Below are 19,580 nucleotides of genomic sequence, written 5' to 3' on the forward strand. Positions count from 1 at the left end.
GAAGCCTGAGCCATTTCGTGATTTGGTGATACTTCTCAATGATGAACAACCTGATTTTGTTTTTACGAATCGACCTTGCTCCAATCTGAGAAGATATTTGATTCACTAATAACATCTGCTTTTAAACTGGCTATTAAAAAAGAGACTCATTAACAAACAAAACCCGGTCACTTGAAAAAGTAACCGGGCTCATTTATTTATTCTAAATGAATGATGGGAATTTCTGATTCAATTAAAACTCACCGATCACTTCATCACCATTGATTGTGACGAGCGCACGATAAGTTGCAAGATCGATGTTCTCAGAGATGAAACGAACGCGACCATCGCCTAACAGAAAGTGTGCCCCCCCCACGTGTGTACTGGAAGCACTCCAGGCAGGTCCCCAACTGATCGTGGAGCCGTTGATCATATAGATCGTACTGGCACCACCATTGTTAGCGACATCCAGACCTCTTAAGCTGGTGTGCCATCCTGCTGGAGATGTGTAGTTTCGGGGGCCAATCCATAGACCACCGGCCCAGTTACACGGAGAACCTCCACAAGCAGTTGAACCTGTAGGGTCACCATCTGTTGTGCGCTCACTAACTAGAATTGTGTTACTGCTCCCGTCAGAAAGATCTCTCATCTTTGTTCTGGAATTGACAAATAAAGCACCATTTTTAGCATTAGCTCCGGTTGCTGCGCTGGCGAGGTAATTCGATTTTCCATAACTGCCAGCGTCCCTGTTGATTCCGTCCATCGGGTCTGAAGGACAATTGAAAACTGGCAAAATCACGCGAGATGATGGGATTGCATCGGCGGCAGTACCGTCCATTGTTCCATCATGGTTTGCGTCCAGCCAGTTGAAAGTGAAACCGTTTGTTTCAGAACCAATGTTATTATAGAGAGGGGCTTGATCCATAAAGGGTAGGATCATGGTTCCCCACCCTAATCCATTTTTATTCTCTGCTTCAGTGGCTCCTGAGTTTAAAGTCGGGAGACTATCAATATAGGCAGGAGGAAACACACGGTGTGTTTCATGATAGTTGTGTAATGCCAACCCGATCTGCTTCAGGCTATTTTTACATGTACTACGTCGGGCTGCTTCGCGCGCTTGCTGAACGGCTGGTAGCAGGAGTGCGATCAAGATCGCAATGATAGCGATGACAACCAGTAGCTCAATTAGTGTAAAACCGAACTTCCAGTTAAGAGTGCCTTTACGTCGAATGTTTCTCATTGGAGCGCATTCCTCTCGATGGGAAAAATGAAATATAACTACAGGATTAAGCTAACAATAGATGGTTACAACTACTTGAAGTGAGGGAATATTGAAAACAAAGGAGGGCCCATACACCTTATTTTAATAAGATGTACTCAATACTTAATTATAACGTGAAAACAGTATTGATACGACTAATTATCTACAAAAAATCCCTATATTTGTAGAGAATAGACTTGTGGCCATGTGCGTTTATGTGCACTTTTCAAGTCTGGTTCTTGATTACAAAGTAGGGATTTGATTTTATATTAGTTGTCGTTTTCTATTTTGATACCAGTTCGAAATTAATGGTATTGTCTCCCTCTTTAACCTCTTCTTTGAGCGTGGTTTTTGAATTGTATTTTGCGGGAATTGGATCTTTATAGGTTTTACCAGGAGGCGTAGGTGCCTCTTGAGGTGTTGTAATACTTACTGTGTGTGAGCCGATTACAGCTCCTTTGGTATCTCGCAAATATCCCAATTCGTATTTTCCCTCTCCATTTGTTTTTCCGTTAGATGGCCGGCCTTGACTAGGGTCGAATGTGACGATGACATCCGCCAACGGTTGACCATCCATTGTCACAACTCCAGACACAGTTCCTAGTTTGGGTTGGTCACTTCCAGCTCCACCACCGCATCCAACGGAGAAAACATAAGGGACAAAACACATTAAGGCGAGCAATAATTTCTTTGAGAAGTTCATTGTGGCTCCTGGCGCTATGGGAAATAGGGTGTGATACTATAAAAATGGGGTGAGCTAAAAATCAGATTGTACTCATGTATTATCCCGAGTGTCAAACCGTTGGCAAAGAGTTATTTTATGATCGTGATGTGAACTAGTGCCGACTATGCAAAATTTCGAGTGAGAAAAAGTGACTTTTGCTTTTAGTCATTCGCAAACACCTGACTTCGAATAATGTGTTGCGAATGTTTTATGTTCAGATCATTGAGTCCTGCAAAATGACCGGTAGATTCTAGTCAAGATTCATCGTAGACTCAGAGGGATCAAGAGTCGAGGACGATGTTTGAGGGGCACACTTATTGAGGAATTCAATATGCAAATTTGGGTTGACGCTGATGCCTGTCCCACTGAAATTAAGGAATTGTTGTTTCGAGCCGCGAAGCGAACAAAAGTTAAAATAACGCTGGTTGCCAATCAGCCTTTGCGTATACCGCGCTCGGAATTTATAAACAGTCTGCTTGTTTCTGCAGGCTTGAATGTTGCCGATCAGCGGATTGTGGAGTTAACTCAGCCCGGAGATCTTGTGATTACCGCTGACATTCCGTTGGCTGCTGATGTGGTTGCTAAAGGTGGGCAGGCTCTCAACCCTCGTGGGGCGCTTTATACAGATGAGAACATTGGGGAGCGGCTCGCGGTTCGTGACTTAATGGATGATCTGCGGGGGGAAGGTCAGATGACCGGGGGACCGGCCAATTTCAGCGCTAAAGATCGGCAAGCGTTTGCAAATCAACTGGATCGCTGGCTGACAGCAGCAAAAGGTTAACACTTTCATTCAGGTGTGGATTCTGCATTTGGTGGCAGTGTTGAGATCGAGGATTCCTGTTTTAGAATGGCATCAAAAATACCTTTCCAATGATATTCTTCCGCTTCTGCTGTCATTTCTAATCCGACTTCTTTTGCCGCCTGAGTCGTGACCGGACTGATACTGGCTAACTTAATCTTTTTGCCAAGTTGCTCACGTGCTTTCTCTGTTAAAAGACGATTAAAATTCCGGGCGATCGAGGGGCTGCTCAATCCAATCCAATCTAATTCTCCTGATTCCAGCAAGCCTATACTTTCTGAATCCCATTCTGTCATATCATGATTTTCATAAACCACGATTTTGTCTACGATTGCAGAAACTGTTGCCAGTTCGTTCTGTAAAACTTCTCGTCCCCGGTTGGCCCCCGCCCAGAGAATCCTTTGCTGACCGACCAGAGGTTTCATCGCTGCGGCTAGAGCTTCCGCTCGATACTGAGGAGGAATTAAGTCTGCACGCAGATGAAAGGCATTCAAAGCTTCGGCCGTTGAAGGGCCTATCGTGGCAATCTTCAGATGCGATAATTGTCTGGCATCAAAGCCCGTTTCCCATAAACGATTCAGAAAATATTGGACGCCATTCGCACTCGTAAAGACTAGCCATTGATATTCTTCGAGCCGCGAAATTGCGTTGTCCACGGGAGCCCAGTCTGCTGGACCACTGATTTCGATGGTCGGTAATAGGATCGGTTGCGCACCCATTTTGAGCGCCAGTTTGATTTCTGTCTCTGATTGTTCCCAGGGACGTGTAATCCCAATTCGTAGACCAAATAAAGGCTTTTGCTCAAACCAGGCAATTTGATCGCGCAACGAAACACATTCTCCAATCACGATCAATGAAGGCGCAATCAAACCTGCTTTCTGCACAGAGTCTGGTAAATCGGAAAGCTGACCGCAGACTGTTTTTTGAAACGGGGTCGTTCCACGACTTATGACAGCCGCTGGTGTGCTTTCAGATTTTCCGGCCCGTATTAATGAACTGACAATATGTTTAATTTTGTGCAAGCCCATATAAAATACGAGTGTTCCAGGGAATTTTGCCAGGACCTCATAATCTAAGGATGAGCCTGTTTTGTCTGGATTCTCATGGCCGGTAATTAACGCAACGGCAGAGGCATGTGCGCGGTGTGTGATCGAAATTCCAGCGTAACCAGCGGCCGCAGTTGCGGCTGTAATTCCGGGGATCACTTCAAATTCAATGCCTGCTTCTCTTAACGCAACCGCTTCTTCGCTTCCTCTACCAAAGATAAAGGGGTCTCCCCCCTTCAATCGAACAACGGTCTTGCCTTCTCGGGCGGCGGTGATCAATCGCTGGTTGATTTCATCCTGCTTCAAAATTCGTCGGTTATTACAACCTACGGCCACGCGGCATGTACGTTCGACTTCAGACGAAACATGCTGCAAGAGTAAAGGATTGACGAGGCCATCATAAAGAATTAAATCGGCTTGCTTAAGGCATTCAACTCCTTTAATAGTGATTAAACCGGGGTCGCCGGGGCCCGCGCCAACTAGATAAACTTTCCCTTTCGCCATAGAAATTGTTTCTTTCCGCAACCACCGTTCACTGAAATGAAAAAGTAAACAGGTATTATAGCAGAGTTTGCCGAGATGGCGAATTAGTTAGCCTGTGTCCCGGTTTATGAACCATTTGGATGAAGCAGAATCATATCGAAGCTGTAATGCTTAAAAGGGACGTGGTCTAGAAGTCGTACCAGGTACCAAATCCAAACATCTGTTCGGAATTCTGGAAGAACGAATACTGCATTGTTTTTCCGTTGAAGTACTGGAGACCAATTCGGAAGAGATGGTTGTTGCGGTCGCCACGCCATTGCCAACCAATCATCATATTGACATTTCCACCCCAGTTGACTTCCTCACGCAAATAACCGTTGACAGCCCAGAAGGGCGCACCTCGAAGTCCAGAATGTTCTGCCGGGCTGAATTCCGCTCCAAATTGCAATTCCCATGGCTCCGCGCCACCATCAACATTGAAGGCGTATCCGATTTCTGCGTAGAGCCGTAAATCGGGATCAGGAAAATATCCGCCCCCCAATACGAACGCATCGCGTACGTAATTGATCCTCTGAAAGCCCGGATTCCGTTCCAGGAATTCATCACCAACATGCGCGCTGGTGTGATAGTAAGCAAATTTTGCCTGATAGGCTCCCCGTCTCCAGGTCAAGGGGACACCGACTCGAAAATCTGCAGCATCCAGATCAAGTTCCTCTTCCATATTTAAACGTGGTGGACCAGCCCCTTCAACGTCAAGCTGCCATCCTTCCAGTACATTTTCATTCAGTGAGCCATAACGCAAAATTCCGACACGTGCCCCTGCTTCGAGCTCCATTTGCCAGCCAATGTCTTTTTCGTGCAAGATTGCGAGTGCCATACGTGGCTCTTTGGGACCTGCTAAATAAGATGTATAGAGCAGATCTGTCGGCAAAACAGTCCAACCCCAACAACCCCCTCCACACAATTCGTCGATGGAATCTGTATAGCTGCCTTCGGACATTGGCATGCCACCCAGGTTCGAAAGTTCAGAGTCGTCTGCAAGTGCTTCCAGAGCAGGAGGGTAAATTGGTTCTGTCGAACTGACTTGCTGAATTTGATTCAATTGGTTGCGTTGTTGTGGTCTATTCTGTGAATAGAGGGGAGGTAAACTTTGTGTGATGTTTTGATTGTATGCAGCTGATTGAACCGGCTCTGTTTGATGAAGTGGCATTCCCAGTTGTACCGGATTTCCCTGTCGAGGCGTGTATTGTTTTTGCAGGTAAGCCTGCGCTGAGCTGGAGGTTTGGGCACGGCGGTGCTGATTCATTCCATGCGGTGATGGCGCCATAAAAGGCTTGCTGCTCGATGCCTGTTGACCAAACTGCTGTGCTAATAAATTTCCGCTCAGAGTACAAAGCAGGAAACTAGAAAGCGTCAGCCGTACTGATATTAAAATAAATAACCTCACCTGTGAGGCTCCTTATGGTGAACCACAGCATCAAGATACTGAGATAACGTGATTAATTGTAATGGGTGAGAGAGTCAGATCATCTGGTGAAAGGGAGAGAGGATCATTCACAAATTGTGAAATAGAATTGAAGCGAGAGTATAACGGGATTTCTGAGAAGCGAAAAGGCGAGTTTCCACGGAGACCATGAGAAACAACAGAGAGGACCTGTTTTCTCTAAGTGTTTTTCAAATAGATGCTTATGGTCGATGTTCAGAAGGGGAATTCAATAACCCGCGTTCAAATTAATGTGAGACATCACACAATTTTTGAGTGAATTTCCATTATTGATTGATATGTAGAGTGTTCTTGTCGTTTAACTGAAAAGTCTGACCAGGCGTCACACGTTTTTCGACAACTCCCTGGTCAGAAAAGAAACGGATTTGAGCGGAATAAAAGAATTCATGAGACTCTCCCACACGTAATCGAAATGGGCCGTTCCATGACATCGAAGGCCCTTTGATTTCATATACGACTGGCGCCTTTGATTGATTCGTGATCTTGACTGCGGAGGCTCGAGTTCCTTTTACGACAGTAAAGAAGAAAGAATCATGCAGAGGATTACGTTCATGAAACCAGTGATTTCGGACCCGCTTAAGCCAGGCTGCATCCGCTTTCTCTTCTTTTTCTTTTATCTGATCAAATCGACGGTATTCTTCCAGAATTAATTTTGCAATCTTTGCTGATTCCGATTTGGGGTACAGACGAATCACTTTTCGGGCGATCCGTTTCTGTTGTGTCAGTACCAGCTTTTCAACACCTTTTAGTAATTCCTGAGCGGCTTCTTCCTGTTCTTGAGGCGTTAGTTCAGACTCTGTCGCAAACGGATCTTTTTGCGCTCGTGCGACTTGATGTAGTCCTGTCATATTGATGAACAATGCCAGAACAAAAATCGGGAAGATTTTACGAGAGTTGAACGAAAAAAAAGATTGGGAGCTCATTGATTGCACCTCAAGTACAGCAAAACTGGTAACGAATGACTCATTTCAATTCTACACGCCAAAGAGGAGTAAAGTGTTTTTCCTTCCGAATTAATGAATGTTTTTGAATTAGATTTCGGACTGAGCCTGATTCATTCCTGTGAGTGACAACACGGGGACATTCTTCATAAACCCCTCATTTAAAATAAGTTAACAATCATGAGAGGTTTGATTTTTCTGATTTTGCGGCTAGAGAAGACAACACAAGCTTAATCGAATAAAATGCAAACTCGTCTTGGATTAGAAATGACAGTCAAAGAATTTTACGTCAGTGCAGAAAGTGTTTCCTGATATGGCAAACTCCCCCCGGCCTCAGTATGGGCGTGTTTGGATTACATTCCTGCGGAATTCGCTGATTCGCGAAATGACGTTCCGTGGAAATTTGTTAATTACGATTGTCACTCGAGGATTCTGGTTTGCTGCTCAATTAATTCTGTTTGATATTATTTATCGAAATGTCAATTCCATCAACGACTGGACACGAGAAGAGTATTTCACTTTTATGGCAACAGGAATGTTGATCAATGCCTTCGTCGAAACATTCTTTATGCCCAACTGTGCAAATTTCAGCGAATTAATCAGAAATGGAAATCTTGATTTTGTACTTTTAAAGCCGATTGATACGCAGTTTCTGGTCTCATTCGAAAAAGTAAACCTGGCAATGTTGAATCAAGTATTGTTGGCAGGGGCACTTTTGTTCTATTCTCTCTTTGAACTGACACACATTGAAATGGCATTTTTAGAACTTCAAAACTTGGTGCTGTCAGGACAGTGGCTCTCTCTGTTAACGATTTGTTGTCAGGGTACAGGGCAAATTTTGATGTATTGCCTTTTGTTGGCGATCGGCGTCGCTTTCTTTTACAGCCTGATGATTACTCTGGCCAGCACCAGTATCTGGTTTGGCCGCAATCAGGGTCTTTATGATTTCTGGTTTTATATTACGGTATTCGCGCGCTATCCCCGTAGTATTTACAGTGGATCACCGACGGGGGAGTTGCTTCAATTTGCATTTTCATATGTGATTCCAATTTTACTTGTTGTCACAGTTCCTGCACGTCTCTTGTTATCGAAAGCATTAGAACCATCGTGGATTACCCTGGTGGGAGTTTCTGTAACGCTGGCTTCATTATTTATCTCGCGTTACATCTTTAACTGGTCATTAAACAGCTATCGAAGCGCAAGTAGTTGATGATCAAATCAGAATCTAAAAGCCAAATCAATTTTCTATAGAGTCAATTATGAATATCGTCATTATGGGAGCGGGAACCGTTGGCACATTTGTCGCCGACACGCTCTGTGCTGCACAACACAATGTCACAATTATCGATCAGTCGCGGAATGCCTTGCAACAGGTCGAAGAACGGGTTGATGTTCAAACCATCTGCGGTTCAGCCTGCGATTCTGCTATTTTGTTTCAAGCTGGTGTCTTGGGAGCTGATATTTGTCTTGCAGTGACCAGTCAGGATGAAGTGAACATGGTTGGGGCCAGCCTTGCGAAGGCGATGGGGTCTCGTCGCTGTGTCGCACGTGTGTTTAATCATGCTTATTTAAATCTGAGCACATTCGACTATCAGCGACACTTTCATATTGATCGTTTATTGAGTCTCGAACATTTAACGGCCCTTGAGCTTGCAAAGGCAATTGGTGAACCAGGTTTGTTTGCTGTCGAGAATTTTGCCAGAGGAGAAGTTCTCATTCAGGTACTGAATGTACAACCGGGTGTCAAAGCAGAGGGAGTACAATTACGGAACTTGAAACTTCCCAGTGGGGTACGAGTGGGGCTAATTTCAGATGGCCAGAATACTTCTATCGCGGGTGCAGATAATGTGATCAAGGCGGGGCAAATGGTGACTCTCATTGGTACGCAAGAGCATATTGATAAAGTTCATCGTATGTTCCAGCACAAACGCTCCGAAAGGTTTCGCGTGATTATTGCCGGCGGAGGAGATATTGGTTTTAATCTCGCGCGCATCTTACAGAAAAAAGAGTATTCTGTTGCGATTCTGGAATCTGATCCGGTCCGTTGCGACTTTCTCTCAAGAAATCTTGATTCGATCACAGTGCTACATGGAGATGCAACAAGACGCACAGAAATGGAAGAAGCACGTGTTGGCAAGGCTGATGTGTTTATTGCGACAACTGGTCGAGACGAAGACAATATTGTGTGTGGTGTTGAAGCCAAGGAACTCGGAGCAAGCCGAATCATGAGTATTGTCCGGCGTCCCGATTATGCGAACGTGCTTGAAAAACTGGGTATTGATTTTGCAGTCAGCCCCCGTGAAGTCATTACACGTCAGATTATGGGAATGGTACAGACAGGACCGATTATCAGTCATTCTGAAATTGGTGGAGGAAATTCTGCAATTTTAGAATTAGAAGTATTTGATGATTCACCGATTACGAAGGCACCTCTGAAAGATCTTAAGCTGAAACAAGCGCTGATCGCTGCCGTTGTTAAGGAAGATTGTGTGCGGGTTCCAGGTGCCGAAGATCAAATACAAGCGGGAGATACAGTTATTCTGCTTTGTGAACAGGAGAATCTGAATGAGATCATTCCACTGTTTAAGCCGTAAAATTGATATAACTGGACAAGTAGGCCAAATCGCTTAAGATTCCACAACTCTTTCAGTCATAGCTGCACATTCTGGCCTATACTTGATCTACAGTATGTTCGCACTCTCTGAGCTAAGTCATACTAATGAGTTTAGCTCAGTCACTTTAATATCTGTAGCAGGTAGCGCTCATGAATGATCGAAGACAATCAACGAATCGACGTACTGGAAATGAACGCCGCCAATATGCAAGAGTCAAAGCAACGACTGAAGTGAATTTAATGCGAGCGGGTAGTGTCTCAGGAAATGAACCATTGAAGGGAACGCTCTATGACGTCTCGTTAGATGGAATCCGCGTTCTACTTGACATTCCACTTTCGATTGGAGAATCTCTTCTGGTAGAAGTTCACAACGCAGGCAAGCATCTCTTCAATTCCACTGCCAAAGTCATCTGGCAGAAACAAGAAGCGACTGGTAAGTACGCCACGGGATGTGAATTGTGTGTTTTACTGACACAGAAACAGGAAAAAACACTCAGTGAAATTACCGAATGCGATGCAGGCATGTCCAGTTTTGCTCAGAGTTAGATCAAACAAGAATCGCTTCGCTGTCACATATGAAACAGCACGAATGAATTTTATGGTACCACGCCAGATCGCTACCCTATAGTGTAGCCACCGTCTACCACGATTTCCTGGCCATAAATATTCCTGGCAGCATCTGATGCCAGGAACACAGCGACTTCTGCAATTTTCTCCGGCTTACCAAAGGCTTGTGGAATCAGGCGGCTATTAATACTCTTTGCTACTGATTGTAGTTGATCAGCATCCAGGCCCACGCTTTCCCAAAGTGGAGTCTCAATGGGGCCTGGGGCAATCGAGTTCACACGGATTCCACGAGGTCCGAGTTCAGCAGCCAGTGTTTGGGCCAATGACTTCAATGCAGCTTTCGAAGCAGAATAAGCTGCTAACCCTGGAAAACCAACTTGAGTCAAAAATGTAGTGATAAAGATGACCGCCGATGAGTCACTCAATAGAGGTAACAATGTGCGAACGGTCTGTACGGCGCCATGGAAATTGACATCAAATGTTTCATTGATGGCATCGCGCGACGATTCTTCAAAAGGGATCAAACGAGCGATACCCGCATTGGGAACCAGAATATCCACACGTCCAAACCGTCGCTCGGTGACATCAGCTAATCGAATAAGGTCAGCATCATTCGTCACATCCCCCTCGACGACCAGAGTCCGTGCCGGAAAACGAGTTTCTAAGTCTTCCAGTGGTGCAATGCGTCTGGAAAAGACGACTACTTTTGCGCCTTCACTGAGATAAGATTCCGCGATGGAGAGGCCAATGCCACTACTGGCACCCGTGACAACGGCAATCTTATTGAACAAGCGATCGGTCATCAAAATACTCAACTCAGTTTGCGTATGGGGTAACGATTGATAGATGTTACCTATAGCAGTTTGATAATCAAATCACAAGATGATCGGGAAGGATTGCCAGTCTTCTGAACAACGGACAATCAATGGATTAGAATAAATTCGTTGGAATTCAGATAAGCCCAGTAGATATCCTGATAGGTTCGTACGACCGCGGTTTGTGGAGGAACCTTACGAGCAATCAATTGTTTGGTACGTTCCTTCACCAGACGTTTCAGTTCTGATAACTCGCGCGATGTGGGATAGCGTGTGAGAGCAGCCATGCTGAGTTTTTTAAGTTTAGAATCAGGACTATGTTCCTTAAGTACCTGCCCTAAAATGCTCCCTTTCTGTTTGTAGTCGAGACTGTGTTTGACTAGGGGACCGTTCATCATCAGCAACGCTTGCGTGATTGTACCATCAAAGGTTGTGGTTTCGTCATTTTCTTCATTGTTAAGAGTATAAACAAATTGTTGCAACCATTGATCCCGTTTTTGCATTTTGTTCCATGCGGTAGAATAATCGGTGATCACCACACGCGCGGGATTTGCAGTGACCTGTAAAGAGTCATAAAGCTGTTCTGCGGTCATCTGCTTCACGTACATGCGACTGAAGTTGGGAGTACTACCATCATCGGGGTTGTCCGTAGCGTTCTCTGCAATAAAGCGACTACTAAGTCGATAGGCGTCTGACAAACAAATCCACTCAATCAGTTTTTTTATATCGTATCCACTGTCGATGAATTGACTGGCTAACTGGTTCAACAATTCGGGATGCGTGGGTGAATTATGATAACCCATATCATCAATGGGTCTGGTAAATCCATAACCAAAGAAGTGTGCCCACATACGGTTTACCATTGCGCGGGCTAACTGGTCGTTTTTACCTGAAGTTATTAATCGTGCTAACTCCTGACGTCGATTCACATCAGGACCATCAGAAACTTTGACCCCTGCATATTTGGGGTAGGCCGGCTGCATTAAGCCATTACGAGTTTCATAAAAGGTGGCTCCCTTTGCCGGAAGAGAGACTAACTCCAACTTCTGGGTATTCTTTTTTCCGTCCTTCCCCATTTTTTGACTACGAACCACTTTGGTTTGTTTGAAGAAGCTGTTGATTTCCCAGAATTGACTTTGTGTTGCATTATTAAAAGGATGATTATGACATTGGGTGCATTGGATTTGGGTTCCCAGAAAGAGCCGCGTGGTAATGGCGGTTGCAGGAACTGCCTGATTATTCAGGTGCGCCAATAGAAAGTTCGTCGCGCCGTTCGTTTCTGAATCACCCTCAGCAGAGACTAGATCGTAGACGATATCATTCCATGGTCGGTTCTCAGCAAAGCTTTCAACCAGAAAGTCTTGCAATGCATGGCGGTTAATCTCCCGAGAAGTAGAGCGACCAATTAACAGGCGTGTCCAGATCGTCGACCAATTGGTGACATAGGTTGGATTTTTTGTCAATTGCTGTATGAGCCGTTGATGTTTGTCAGGCTGAGTCGATGTTAAAAACTGTTCCGCTTCTTTTGCCGTTGGGATACGACCGATGACGTCAAGATAAACACGCCTGACCCATTCTTCATCAGTGGCAAATGTGGATGGCGTAACTTGGGCCGCTTCCCATCCGTCTTGTATGCGATGATTGATAAACGTAACGATCGCTTCATCGGAGGCGCGCGGAGATAATTTCTCAGCGGGGGGTAACAGCCTTGGTTTACTGGCGATCAAAGGACGATCATCGAACGGATCAACGCGTTTTTCATTTTGAGTACGCAGCATCGGATGTTTCAGAGTGTCAATCTGAATGGAACGATTGGGGTTTGGCTGCGCGACAATCTCATTATTTATGTTTACCGTTAAATTATCTGGCGACTTTGTTTCTCCGATTGGATTTTCAGCCAGTTCTGGATTTTCAGTTTGTGTGATGTACGAAATGAAAATGACAGCAAAAAAAGCCAACAGGCACGCCGTGACAAGCCGCGAACCAATTCGCGTTCGACGAGAAGTTTCAGGAGCCTCAGTCTGTTGCGGTAATTTCGTTTCAGGCACAGGCGTTGCAACAGGAATCATGTCATCTGAACCTAATGCCTGATCCCAATATAATGTTCCATGAAGATGAGAGTAGTTCAGATAGAATTGCATCGCATCCGGATCGGAGAGGACGATCTCTTCCAGACGCATTTTCTCTTCAACAGAGAGACGCTCCTCGCATAATGCTTCCATAAGCAAAGAAAGCTCAGCCAGTTTTACTTCTTTCTTACTCATGACTATAGGACTCGGCTGCTATATAACGATTAATACATTCGAATAAAGTACGTCTGACCCTGCCCAGAGACTGATAAACGGAATTCACTGGACGACCCAACTCATCGGCAAGGTCCATGCCCTGGTTGCTTCCCTGATATCGCTTTTGGATGAGCTCGCGATCTTTCTGACGTAATTTATCGAGACAGAACATTAACGCATTTCGACGTAACTCGAACACATCCTGGTTTTCTTTTACGGCCTCTGCCACTTGAGAAACAAACTCATCACTAAATTGGTGCTTATCACGACTTCGCTTTTTTCGAAATTTCAATATTTCATAATGCGCGATTTGACAGGCCCAGGCAAAAAAATTGGTGCCGACTTCAAATTGTTGTGCTTTTTTCCAGATGATCAGGTTGGCGTTTTGCAAAATCTCTTCAGCTTCGATCGGATGCGGAACCATGGACAGGATATACAAATAGAGGCGTCTTTGCGATTTCGTAAAGAGCGCAATAAACTCGCGTCCATTTTCAGAATCCGTATCCGGAAAAACAGGTTGATCGGTCGAACTTGTCAAGTATAGTTCCAATTCAATTCATCAATGCAGACAGGCTAGATTTTTTATTCGCCTACAGTAAAACAGCGGAAGGGCCTTTTGAGAACTTCCGCTGTTTTATCGTTTCATAATCACATGGATTCACTTGGGACTCAGCCAATCAATTCCTTGATGGGAGTTCCGCCATTGGCCAATTTCATGGGACGACCACGTTTCGATGTATGCACAATATCCAGAGGAATTCCTAATGAATGTGCAACTGTCGCCCAGAGGTCACCTGGTAGATAACTCTTGCCTTCGATGCCAATGCCATCACTGTCAGTCTTACCGATAGCCTGACCATTATTAAGTCCACCACCGCCCACTACAGCAGTCCAACTTGCTGCCCAGTGGTCACGACCAACATTCTGATTGATACGAGGAGTTCGTCCGAATTCACCCATACAGACGATCGTGACGTCATCCAGCATAGCTCGTTGTTTCAGGTCGGTAACGAGTGCTGAGATTCCTTTGTCTAACTGAGGCAGGTTTCGATTCTTTAATGAATCAAAGACTCCCTGGTGCAGGTCCCAACTTCCAACCGAAGCGGAAACTTCAATAAAGGGTACTCCGACTTCAACCAGACGACGGGCCAGCAACAGTCCCTGACCAAAATTGCCAGTTCCATACGCTTCTTTTAATGCCGCTGGTTCCTGATCCACTTTGAATGCTTCCATTTGCTTGGAAGTCATGAGGTTGACCGCCTTCTTATAGATGTCCTTATGAGAACTCGCAGATTCGCCCCGTTTCGACTTAATGAATCCTGATTCGAGAACTTGCAGCATATCAAGCCGTTGAGCTAACCGCTGTTGTTCTGACGTATCAACTTTGGCGTTTTGGATCGTTCCATCGCTGGATACGACAAACGGTGAATGGGACATACCCAAAAATCCAGCACTACCACGGCTACCACCGATTGAAATGAAGGAGGGGATTTCCAATTCTTTACGGCGAGAACCTAACTCATAGCTCACGACTGAACCGAACGTAGGATGAACTACAGTCGGATTAGGCACATAAGCAGAGTGCATGTAGTAAGTCCCGCGAGCGTGGTCGGCTTCACGTGTGCTCATGGAACGAATCAGCGAAAGGTCGCCCATTACTTTGGCGGTAGCAGGCATATGCTCTGAAATTTGCATATCACCTTGCGTACTGATAGGCTTAAACTCTCCCCCATTTTTGGAGCCAGGTTTGAGGTCCCAGATGTCAATGGTCGGTGGTCCGCCTGGCATCCAGATGAGAATACAGGCTTTTTGCTGTTTCTTAACCTGATTCGCGTTGGCTTCAAGATGAGACAGAAAGTGCATCGTGGGAATTGCCGTTGCTGCTCCCGCGACATGCTTCATAAAGTGCCGACGCGTCATTCCATAAGGATTGAGAATAGTCATAGTGAATGCCCTCTTTTGATTCTATTGTGATTAAGATGGTTGATTGTTGTTATCGCTATTCGAAATACGGTTTCGATTTAGTGGTTGAAAATAAATTCATTCGAATTCAATAGTGCCCAATACAGATCTTGATAAGCGGCGAGCTTATTTTTCGAGCCAGCCAGTAATTTCTGAGCACTGGTTGTTTCACGACGATCAGGATAACGACTTAAGGTTGCCAAAAACATTTTACGAATTTTGGCCTGATCGTTTCCCTTCTCGAGTAGTAATTGATTCAGGTAACTTCCCCTGTCGGCACTAATCGCATTTTTGGTCAGTTCCCCATTCATCATCATCAATGCCTGTGGAATCGTTCCATTAAATGTAGTGGAGTCGTCTCCCGAATCCGTATCAAAGGCCATCATGAATTGACGCATCCACTGACGACGCTGTGTTTCTGCACGTTCCCAGTTTGACTGTCCTGATTTGTGAGCACCGGTTGCTACAATTAACGAGTCATAGAGTTGCTCAGCGGTCATGTTTTTCACATACATATGTGAGAAGAGAGGAGTTTCACCTCGCTCAGGACTGTCAATTTCATTCTTACGACCAAGCTGACTGGTCAGGTTGTACGCTTCGCTATTACAGATCCAGCGTGCCAACTGCTTAAGGTCATATTTTTTCTTGACCAATTCTTCAGCCATCTTATCCAGCAGTTCCGGATGCGAGGCAGGGTTATGCGGACCCATGTCATCAACAGGACGAGTGAACCCGTATCCCATGAAATAGCCCCACATTCGGTTTACAATGGCAGTTGCGATTAAAGGTTTATCTCCCTGAACAATCAGTTTGGAAAATTCTTTACGACGTTCTATGCTTCCATCTGGATCAACTTTAACCTTGTCGAAAATCGGGTAAGCGACCTGCATCAGTCCCGATCGTTTTTCAAAGTAGACCGGGCCATTGAATCCAGTAGCAACAACTTCGGAATAATCGTCAACCTGTCGACCTGTTTTAGGGTCTGTTTTACGGTGGTTGACACGTCGCATCTGGCGGAAGAAACTGTTGTATTCCCAGAATTGATTCTGTTTCCAGTCATTAAAAGGATGATTATGACACTGGGTACATTGTACCTGTATGCCCAGGAATAAACGTGTCGTTGCTGCGGTCACCTGAACCGCTTCATCATTATTCTGCATTTGTGCCAAAAGATAATTGACAGCTCCATTTTCTTCAAAATGCCCTTCTGCGGTCACCAGATCCTGGACAATTTCGTCCCAGGGACGATTTTTGGCAAATGCTTCACGCAAAAACTTTTGCATACCGTTACGGCTGACTCGTCGAGGAGTACGTCGACCGATGAGCAAATTGGTCCAGACGTTTGTAAAGTTTTGCACATAAGCAGGATCGTCCAGCAGTTGGTCAATCAGCTTGGATCGCTTGGCTGAATCACGATCCTTGACAAACTTTTCTACCGTTTCTGCGGAGGGGATTTGACCGATGAGATCTAAATGCACACGGCGTACCCATTCCTCGTCGGAAGCCACGGTTGAAGGCTCAACCTCATTGTCTACCCAGCCTTGTTGAATCTGCCCATTGATATAGTCAATGAATGGATCAAAGGCACCAGTCGAAAATGCTTTTTTCCTGCTTTCTGGGGGAGCAGCATTCGCGAAGGACGCTAATGAACTGGCATAAACCGCCAAAATAAAAACAACACAGAGTTGTTTAGAAAAACGAAGCATTTTCTTGTTCTCCACGGTAATAAGAAGTAACAGGTGATACGCCCTGTAATGCATTGCATCGACAAGTCTTATCAGACAAATTGCTAAAAGAAGACCGCCTCGCTACTGTATAACTTCCTTGAAGCGCAAAACATTCGCGGCGACTCTCAAATAATATCAATAATCTGTGAATTTATTCATTACATAGAATACTTGATTTTACACAAGATCCAATGTGAATATCAATCATTTCTGATGTAATCTGGTTATTATGTTCCCAATAAAAATGGTTGTAAGTTGTTTTATATATATGGTTTATTGGGATTTTGACGCTTTGTTTGTATCAGAAATTCAGGTCACGGAGTACTTTCATCAGTTGCCGGCCTCAAATTTATACAATTGAACACTTTTGTGCTGCGGTTTTTTGTGCAGAAAGCAGAAAAAAGAAATATGACAAATCAATATGACTTTGAGAATCAGACAGTCGTTGTGACTGGGGGAAGTAATGGAATTGGACGCGCCACCGCCATCATGATGGCCAAAGCCGGCGCGCATGTGTTTGTGGGTGATATCAACCATCTCGAGGAAAATAAGGAAACGTTCACCCAACTGGGGATTGTGGAGGTGACATGCGATGTCCGTCGGGAATCACAGGTACAAGCTTTGATTGAACGGGCCGTTGATCAATATGGAACGATTAATATTCTGGTCAATAACGCCGGCATAGGATTAGTTAAGCAAATTCAAGATGTCACCGAAGCTGAATGGGATGCTTGTGTTGATACAAATCTCAAAGGTACATTTTTTGGATGTAAGCATGCGATCAAATATATGCTGGCAACAGGAGGCGGGTCTATTGTGAATACGGCCAGCAATGCCGGCTTGTTACCCCGTGCGCATGATCCCGTTTATTCGATCAGTAAACATGCGATTGTCGCGCTGACCGAAAGCCTGGGGCTTTGCCACGGAAAGGATAACATCCGCATTAATTGTGTTTGCCCCGGACCCGTTGGCGAAACAGGCATGATGAATGATGATCTCGATAAAGCAGATGATCGAGCAGGTTTGACTCAATCCATGATACGTGCCAGTCCGATTGCTGCCGCGCATAATCGAATGATTCAACCTGAAGAAGTGGCTTCCGCGATTTGTTATTTAGCCAGCAAAGATGCATTGATGGTTTCTGGTACCGCACTTCGCATTGATGGTGGCAAGTCGCTGGGAGTCCCGCCACAAGGCAACTAGCAGGAATCATCCTGCATAGCAGGAGGGAGCGTGTTCTTTTAAGATCTCGAGTTGCTGTTCGGTCAGTGGAATGAGGAGCTTGCAGTCAATGCGCCACAACTCATCATCGATGGGTTCAGCACGCACAACTGATGCCATTAGATCAAGACCAAAATTCACATGGTGATCTTCGACATGCAGTTGTAGTTCATCACGCAACGGAAACTGAGATCGCGACGCAAATGAAATCCCATTCTGACTGACGTTGATGGCGTAGCCTTTGCTTTCAGGACAGTCACTGTCTTCAGAAAAGTTACGTTCGTCTTTCGTGAACGCGAGCACGATGGCTTCACTGGAGTGACGAGGAAACTCGCGGCGTTCTACCGTTTTTCGTTCCTGTGGTTTCCCTGGGGCGGAAGGAGTTGCCGCCTTCGCCGAGCGCGTCTGTGTTTGAGTCAGTACACGATTCCACGAGTAGTGAAGGTCGCGTTTTTGAATTTTTAATGAACGGCCTGAATTCCTCAGATGCTGGCGAAATGAGATTGGCTGAACCAGGTTCGAAGAGGAGGCTGTGTTTTGTTCGGAATCTGTGGACGAAACGGACTTTGGTTCGATATCCAATAATTGAGTCATTTGATTTAATCCTGCTATCAATAACAGGCATCTATTCTAATGAATAGTGCCCTGAGGGGATGATTTGCAAATTTGCCTACCAAAACCTAGTTCACCCAAGAGAACTTGTGGCCAAAAAACTCAGGATCCATACAAAAAAGAAGCAGATAAAATCGTGGAAGTGCCCTTGAACACCATCATTTTGAGGTAGGAGTAGAATTCATGGTCTTAGAATTCAGAATTATCGGATGCAAAATTATTTTTGTAAGTGTATGATTTTAAATTGCTTATGGCCCTTCTTCTCTAGACTGACAAAATTCATCGGAATTCAAGATTGAGAGGAGAGTCACGAGCTTGAGAAACCGGTATCAGGGAATTATACTGCCACGTTTCCAATGACTCTTACGAATCGAATAAAGTTGAGTCGGTTCGATTATCTAAATAGGGGTTTCTCAATTTAAGCCGGTTTGACAACAACAGTATTCCTGGTGAGCTTCATCATAATTGATGAGCTACTATTTTTCCCGGTTTTCCTGATTACACCACCCTTCCTGACAGGTAGCGAGATAAAACAGACATGCGATTTTCGCTCGTCGATCAAATTTTGGAATTAGAAAAAGGTAAGTCGATTACGGCTGTCAAAAACCTTTCTCTGGCAGAAGAATACTTACAGGACCATTTCCCCGGGTTTGCCGTCATGCCCGGTGTTTTGATGGTGGAATCGATTGTACAAGCCGGTGCCTGGTTGATGCGTTACACAAACGATTTCAAATATAGCACAATCCTCCTGAAGCAAACCAAAGCGATCCGCTTCAATAGTTTTGTGACTCCAGGCAAACAGTTGCGAGTCTCATTAAGCATTCAAAAGTGGGATGGTGATTTGTGCACACTGAAAGCCTCCAGCGAAGTGGAAGGCGAAACTGCAGTCAGTGGACGAATTGTGCTGGAACAGTTTAACTTACGCGATAAAAACCCTTCGATGGCAGAAAAAGATACAGACAGAATCAAAGATTTACAGACACAATTTGGACAGCTTTGGAATCCGAATAAGCAAACAACCGCCTGAAATTGGGTTTGCC

General features: G+C 44.9%; 17 protein-coding genes. 6 read left to right on the forward strand and 11 right to left on the reverse strand.

All coding sequences use genetic code 11. The annotated features are described in order from the left end of the window. Positions 1–232: 232 nt before the first annotated feature. Positions 233–1,219 carry a DUF1559 domain-containing protein gene (locus V202x_RS01585; protein ID WP_145170603.1) on the reverse strand — a complete coding sequence of 329 codons (987 nt, stop codon included), beginning with the start codon at positions 1,217–1,219 and terminating at the stop codon, positions 233–235. 304 nt (positions 1,220–1,523) lie between these two features. Then, entirely contained in the window at positions 1,524–1,943 is a 420-nt protein-coding gene (locus tag V202x_RS01590; RefSeq protein ID WP_232098770.1) for a hypothetical protein, read from the reverse strand. A 352-nt stretch (positions 1,944–2,295) separates the two neighbouring features. Here V202x_RS01590 and V202x_RS01595 point away from each other — a divergent pair, with 352 nt between their 5' ends. Beyond that, positions 2,296–2,745 (forward strand): YaiI/YqxD family protein, encoded by a 450-nt coding sequence (locus V202x_RS01595; protein WP_145170605.1) that lies wholly within the window; start codon positions 2,296–2,298, stop codon positions 2,743–2,745. A gap of 5 nt (positions 2,746–2,750) precedes the next feature. Here V202x_RS01595 and cobA read toward each other — a convergent pair whose 3' ends face one another. From cobA to V202x_RS01610, 3 genes are all read right to left on the reverse strand, one after another. Further along, positions 2,751–4,313, reverse strand: a complete 1,563-nt coding sequence (gene cobA / locus V202x_RS01600) for a uroporphyrinogen-III C-methyltransferase (protein WP_145170607.1) — start codon at positions 4,311–4,313, stop codon at positions 2,751–2,753. A gap of 166 nt (positions 4,314–4,479) precedes the next feature. Beyond that, positions 4,480–5,739, reverse strand: coding sequence for a DUF1207 domain-containing protein (locus tag V202x_RS01605; RefSeq protein ID WP_145170609.1), 1,260 nt, complete (start codon positions 5,737–5,739; stop codon positions 4,480–4,482). 323 nt (positions 5,740–6,062) lie between these two features. Further along, positions 6,063–6,719 carry a hypothetical protein gene (locus tag V202x_RS01610; RefSeq protein ID WP_145170611.1) on the reverse strand — a complete coding sequence of 219 codons (657 nt, stop codon included), beginning with the start codon at positions 6,717–6,719 and terminating at the stop codon, positions 6,063–6,065. Between the two features lie 331 nt (positions 6,720–7,050). Between V202x_RS01610 and V202x_RS01615 the strand changes: the two genes are divergently transcribed. The 3 genes from V202x_RS01615 (at position 7,051) to V202x_RS01625 (ending at position 9,897) form a co-directional block, all read left to right on the forward strand. Beyond that, on the forward strand, positions 7,051–7,947 hold the full coding sequence (locus tag V202x_RS01615; RefSeq protein WP_145170613.1) for an ABC transporter permease: 897 nt from the start codon (positions 7,051–7,053) through the stop codon (positions 7,945–7,947). 49 nt (positions 7,948–7,996) lie between these two features. Continuing rightward, positions 7,997–9,331, forward strand: a complete 1,335-nt coding sequence (gene trkA / locus V202x_RS01620; RefSeq protein ID WP_145170615.1) for a Trk system potassium transporter TrkA — start codon at positions 7,997–7,999, stop codon at positions 9,329–9,331. Positions 9,332–9,501: 170 nt separating this feature from the next. Further along, the gene (locus V202x_RS01625) at positions 9,502–9,897 is read left to right on the forward strand and encodes a PilZ domain-containing protein (RefSeq protein WP_145170617.1); all 396 of its coding nucleotides are present in this window, start codon (positions 9,502–9,504) and stop codon (positions 9,895–9,897) included. Between the two features lie 71 nt (positions 9,898–9,968). Here the strand turns inward: V202x_RS01625 and V202x_RS01630 are convergent, their stop codons facing one another. The 5 genes from V202x_RS01630 to V202x_RS01650 all read right to left on the reverse strand — a co-directional run bounded on the left by V202x_RS01630 (position 9,969) and on the right by V202x_RS01650 (position 16,686). Next, positions 9,969–10,721 carry an SDR family NAD(P)-dependent oxidoreductase gene (locus V202x_RS01630; protein WP_145170619.1) on the reverse strand — a complete coding sequence of 251 codons (753 nt, stop codon included), beginning with the start codon at positions 10,719–10,721 and terminating at the stop codon, positions 9,969–9,971. 119 nt (positions 10,722–10,840) lie between these two features. Beyond that, positions 10,841–12,997, reverse strand: coding sequence for a DUF1549 and DUF1553 domain-containing protein (locus V202x_RS01635; RefSeq protein WP_145170621.1), 2,157 nt, complete (start codon positions 12,995–12,997; stop codon positions 10,841–10,843). After that, complete coding sequence (locus V202x_RS01640) at positions 12,990–13,556, reverse strand: sigma-70 family RNA polymerase sigma factor (RefSeq protein WP_144980637.1); 567 nt, start codon at positions 13,554–13,556, stop codon at positions 12,990–12,992. The genes V202x_RS01635 and V202x_RS01640 overlap by 8 nt, the downstream gene beginning before the upstream one ends. A gap of 131 nt (positions 13,557–13,687) precedes the next feature. Then, a complete protein-coding gene (locus tag V202x_RS01645) occupies positions 13,688–14,962 on the reverse strand; it encodes a DUF1501 domain-containing protein (protein ID WP_144980641.1) in 1,275 nt (424 codons plus the stop codon). A 77-nt stretch (positions 14,963–15,039) separates the two neighbouring features. Next, the gene (locus V202x_RS01650; RefSeq protein WP_145170623.1) at positions 15,040–16,686 is read right to left on the reverse strand and encodes a DUF1549 and DUF1553 domain-containing protein; all 1,647 of its coding nucleotides are present in this window, start codon (positions 16,684–16,686) and stop codon (positions 15,040–15,042) included. 429 nt (positions 16,687–17,115) lie between these two features. Between V202x_RS01650 and V202x_RS01655 the strand changes: the two genes are divergently transcribed. Further along, on the forward strand, positions 17,116–17,910 hold the full coding sequence (locus V202x_RS01655) for an SDR family NAD(P)-dependent oxidoreductase (RefSeq protein ID WP_145170625.1): 795 nt from the start codon (positions 17,116–17,118) through the stop codon (positions 17,908–17,910). 6 nt (positions 17,911–17,916) lie between these two features. On the opposite strand, the gene V202x_RS01660 is transcribed toward V202x_RS01655, so the two are convergent. Then, entirely contained in the window at positions 17,917–18,522 is a 606-nt protein-coding gene (locus V202x_RS01660) for a PilZ domain-containing protein (RefSeq protein ID WP_145170627.1), read from the reverse strand. Between the two features lie 556 nt (positions 18,523–19,078). Between V202x_RS01660 and V202x_RS01665 the strand changes: the two genes are divergently transcribed. Beyond that, entirely contained in the window at positions 19,079–19,567 is a 489-nt protein-coding gene (locus tag V202x_RS01665) for a 3-hydroxyacyl-ACP dehydratase FabZ family protein (protein ID WP_145170629.1), read from the forward strand. The last annotated feature ends 13 nt before the right edge of the window (positions 19,568–19,580 follow it).

Origin of the sequence: Gimesia aquarii, from assembly GCF_007748175.1 — a bacterium.
GTDB lineage: Bacteria > Planctomycetota > Planctomycetia > Planctomycetales > Planctomycetaceae > Gimesia > Gimesia aquarii_A.

What these genes read in the sequence shown, in the direction of transcription:
- V202x_RS01585 (WP_145170603.1), bottom strand. Translation starts at nt 1,219, where the DNA reads ATGAGAAACATTCGACGTAAAGGCACTCTTAACTGGAAGTTCGGTTTT.
- V202x_RS01590 (WP_232098770.1), bottom strand. Translation starts at nt 1,943, where the DNA reads ATGAACTTCTCAAAGAAATTATTGCTCGCCTTAATGTGTTTTGTCCCT.
- V202x_RS01595 (WP_145170605.1), top strand. Translation starts at nt 2,296, where the DNA reads ATGCAAATTTGGGTTGACGCTGATGCCTGTCCCACTGAAATTAAGGAA.
- cobA (WP_145170607.1), bottom strand. Translation starts at nt 4,313, where the DNA reads ATGGCGAAAGGGAAAGTTTATCTAGTTGGCGCGGGCCCCGGCGACCCC.
- V202x_RS01610 (WP_145170611.1), bottom strand. Translation starts at nt 6,719, where the DNA reads ATGAGCTCCCAATCTTTTTTTTCGTTCAACTCTCGTAAAATCTTCCCG.
- V202x_RS01615 (WP_145170613.1), top strand. Translation starts at nt 7,051, where the DNA reads ATGGCAAACTCCCCCCGGCCTCAGTATGGGCGTGTTTGGATTACATTC.
- trkA (WP_145170615.1), top strand. Translation starts at nt 7,997, where the DNA reads ATGAATATCGTCATTATGGGAGCGGGAACCGTTGGCACATTTGTCGCC.
- V202x_RS01625 (WP_145170617.1), top strand. Translation starts at nt 9,502, where the DNA reads ATGAATGATCGAAGACAATCAACGAATCGACGTACTGGAAATGAACGC.
- V202x_RS01630 (WP_145170619.1), bottom strand. Translation starts at nt 10,721, where the DNA reads ATGACCGATCGCTTGTTCAATAAGATTGCCGTTGTCACGGGTGCCAGT.
- V202x_RS01635 (WP_145170621.1), bottom strand. Translation starts at nt 12,997, where the DNA reads ATGAGTAAGAAAGAAGTAAAACTGGCTGAGCTTTCTTTGCTTATGGAA.
- V202x_RS01645 (WP_144980641.1), bottom strand. Translation starts at nt 14,962, where the DNA reads ATGACTATTCTCAATCCTTATGGAATGACGCGTCGGCACTTTATGAAG.
- V202x_RS01650 (WP_145170623.1), bottom strand. Translation starts at nt 16,686, where the DNA reads ATGCTTCGTTTTTCTAAACAACTCTGTGTTGTTTTTATTTTGGCGGTT.
- V202x_RS01655 (WP_145170625.1), top strand. Translation starts at nt 17,116, where the DNA reads ATGACAAATCAATATGACTTTGAGAATCAGACAGTCGTTGTGACTGGG.
- V202x_RS01660 (WP_145170627.1), bottom strand. Translation starts at nt 18,522, where the DNA reads ATGACTCAATTATTGGATATCGAACCAAAGTCCGTTTCGTCCACAGAT.
- V202x_RS01665 (WP_145170629.1), top strand. Translation starts at nt 19,079, where the DNA reads ATGCGATTTTCGCTCGTCGATCAAATTTTGGAATTAGAAAAAGGTAAG.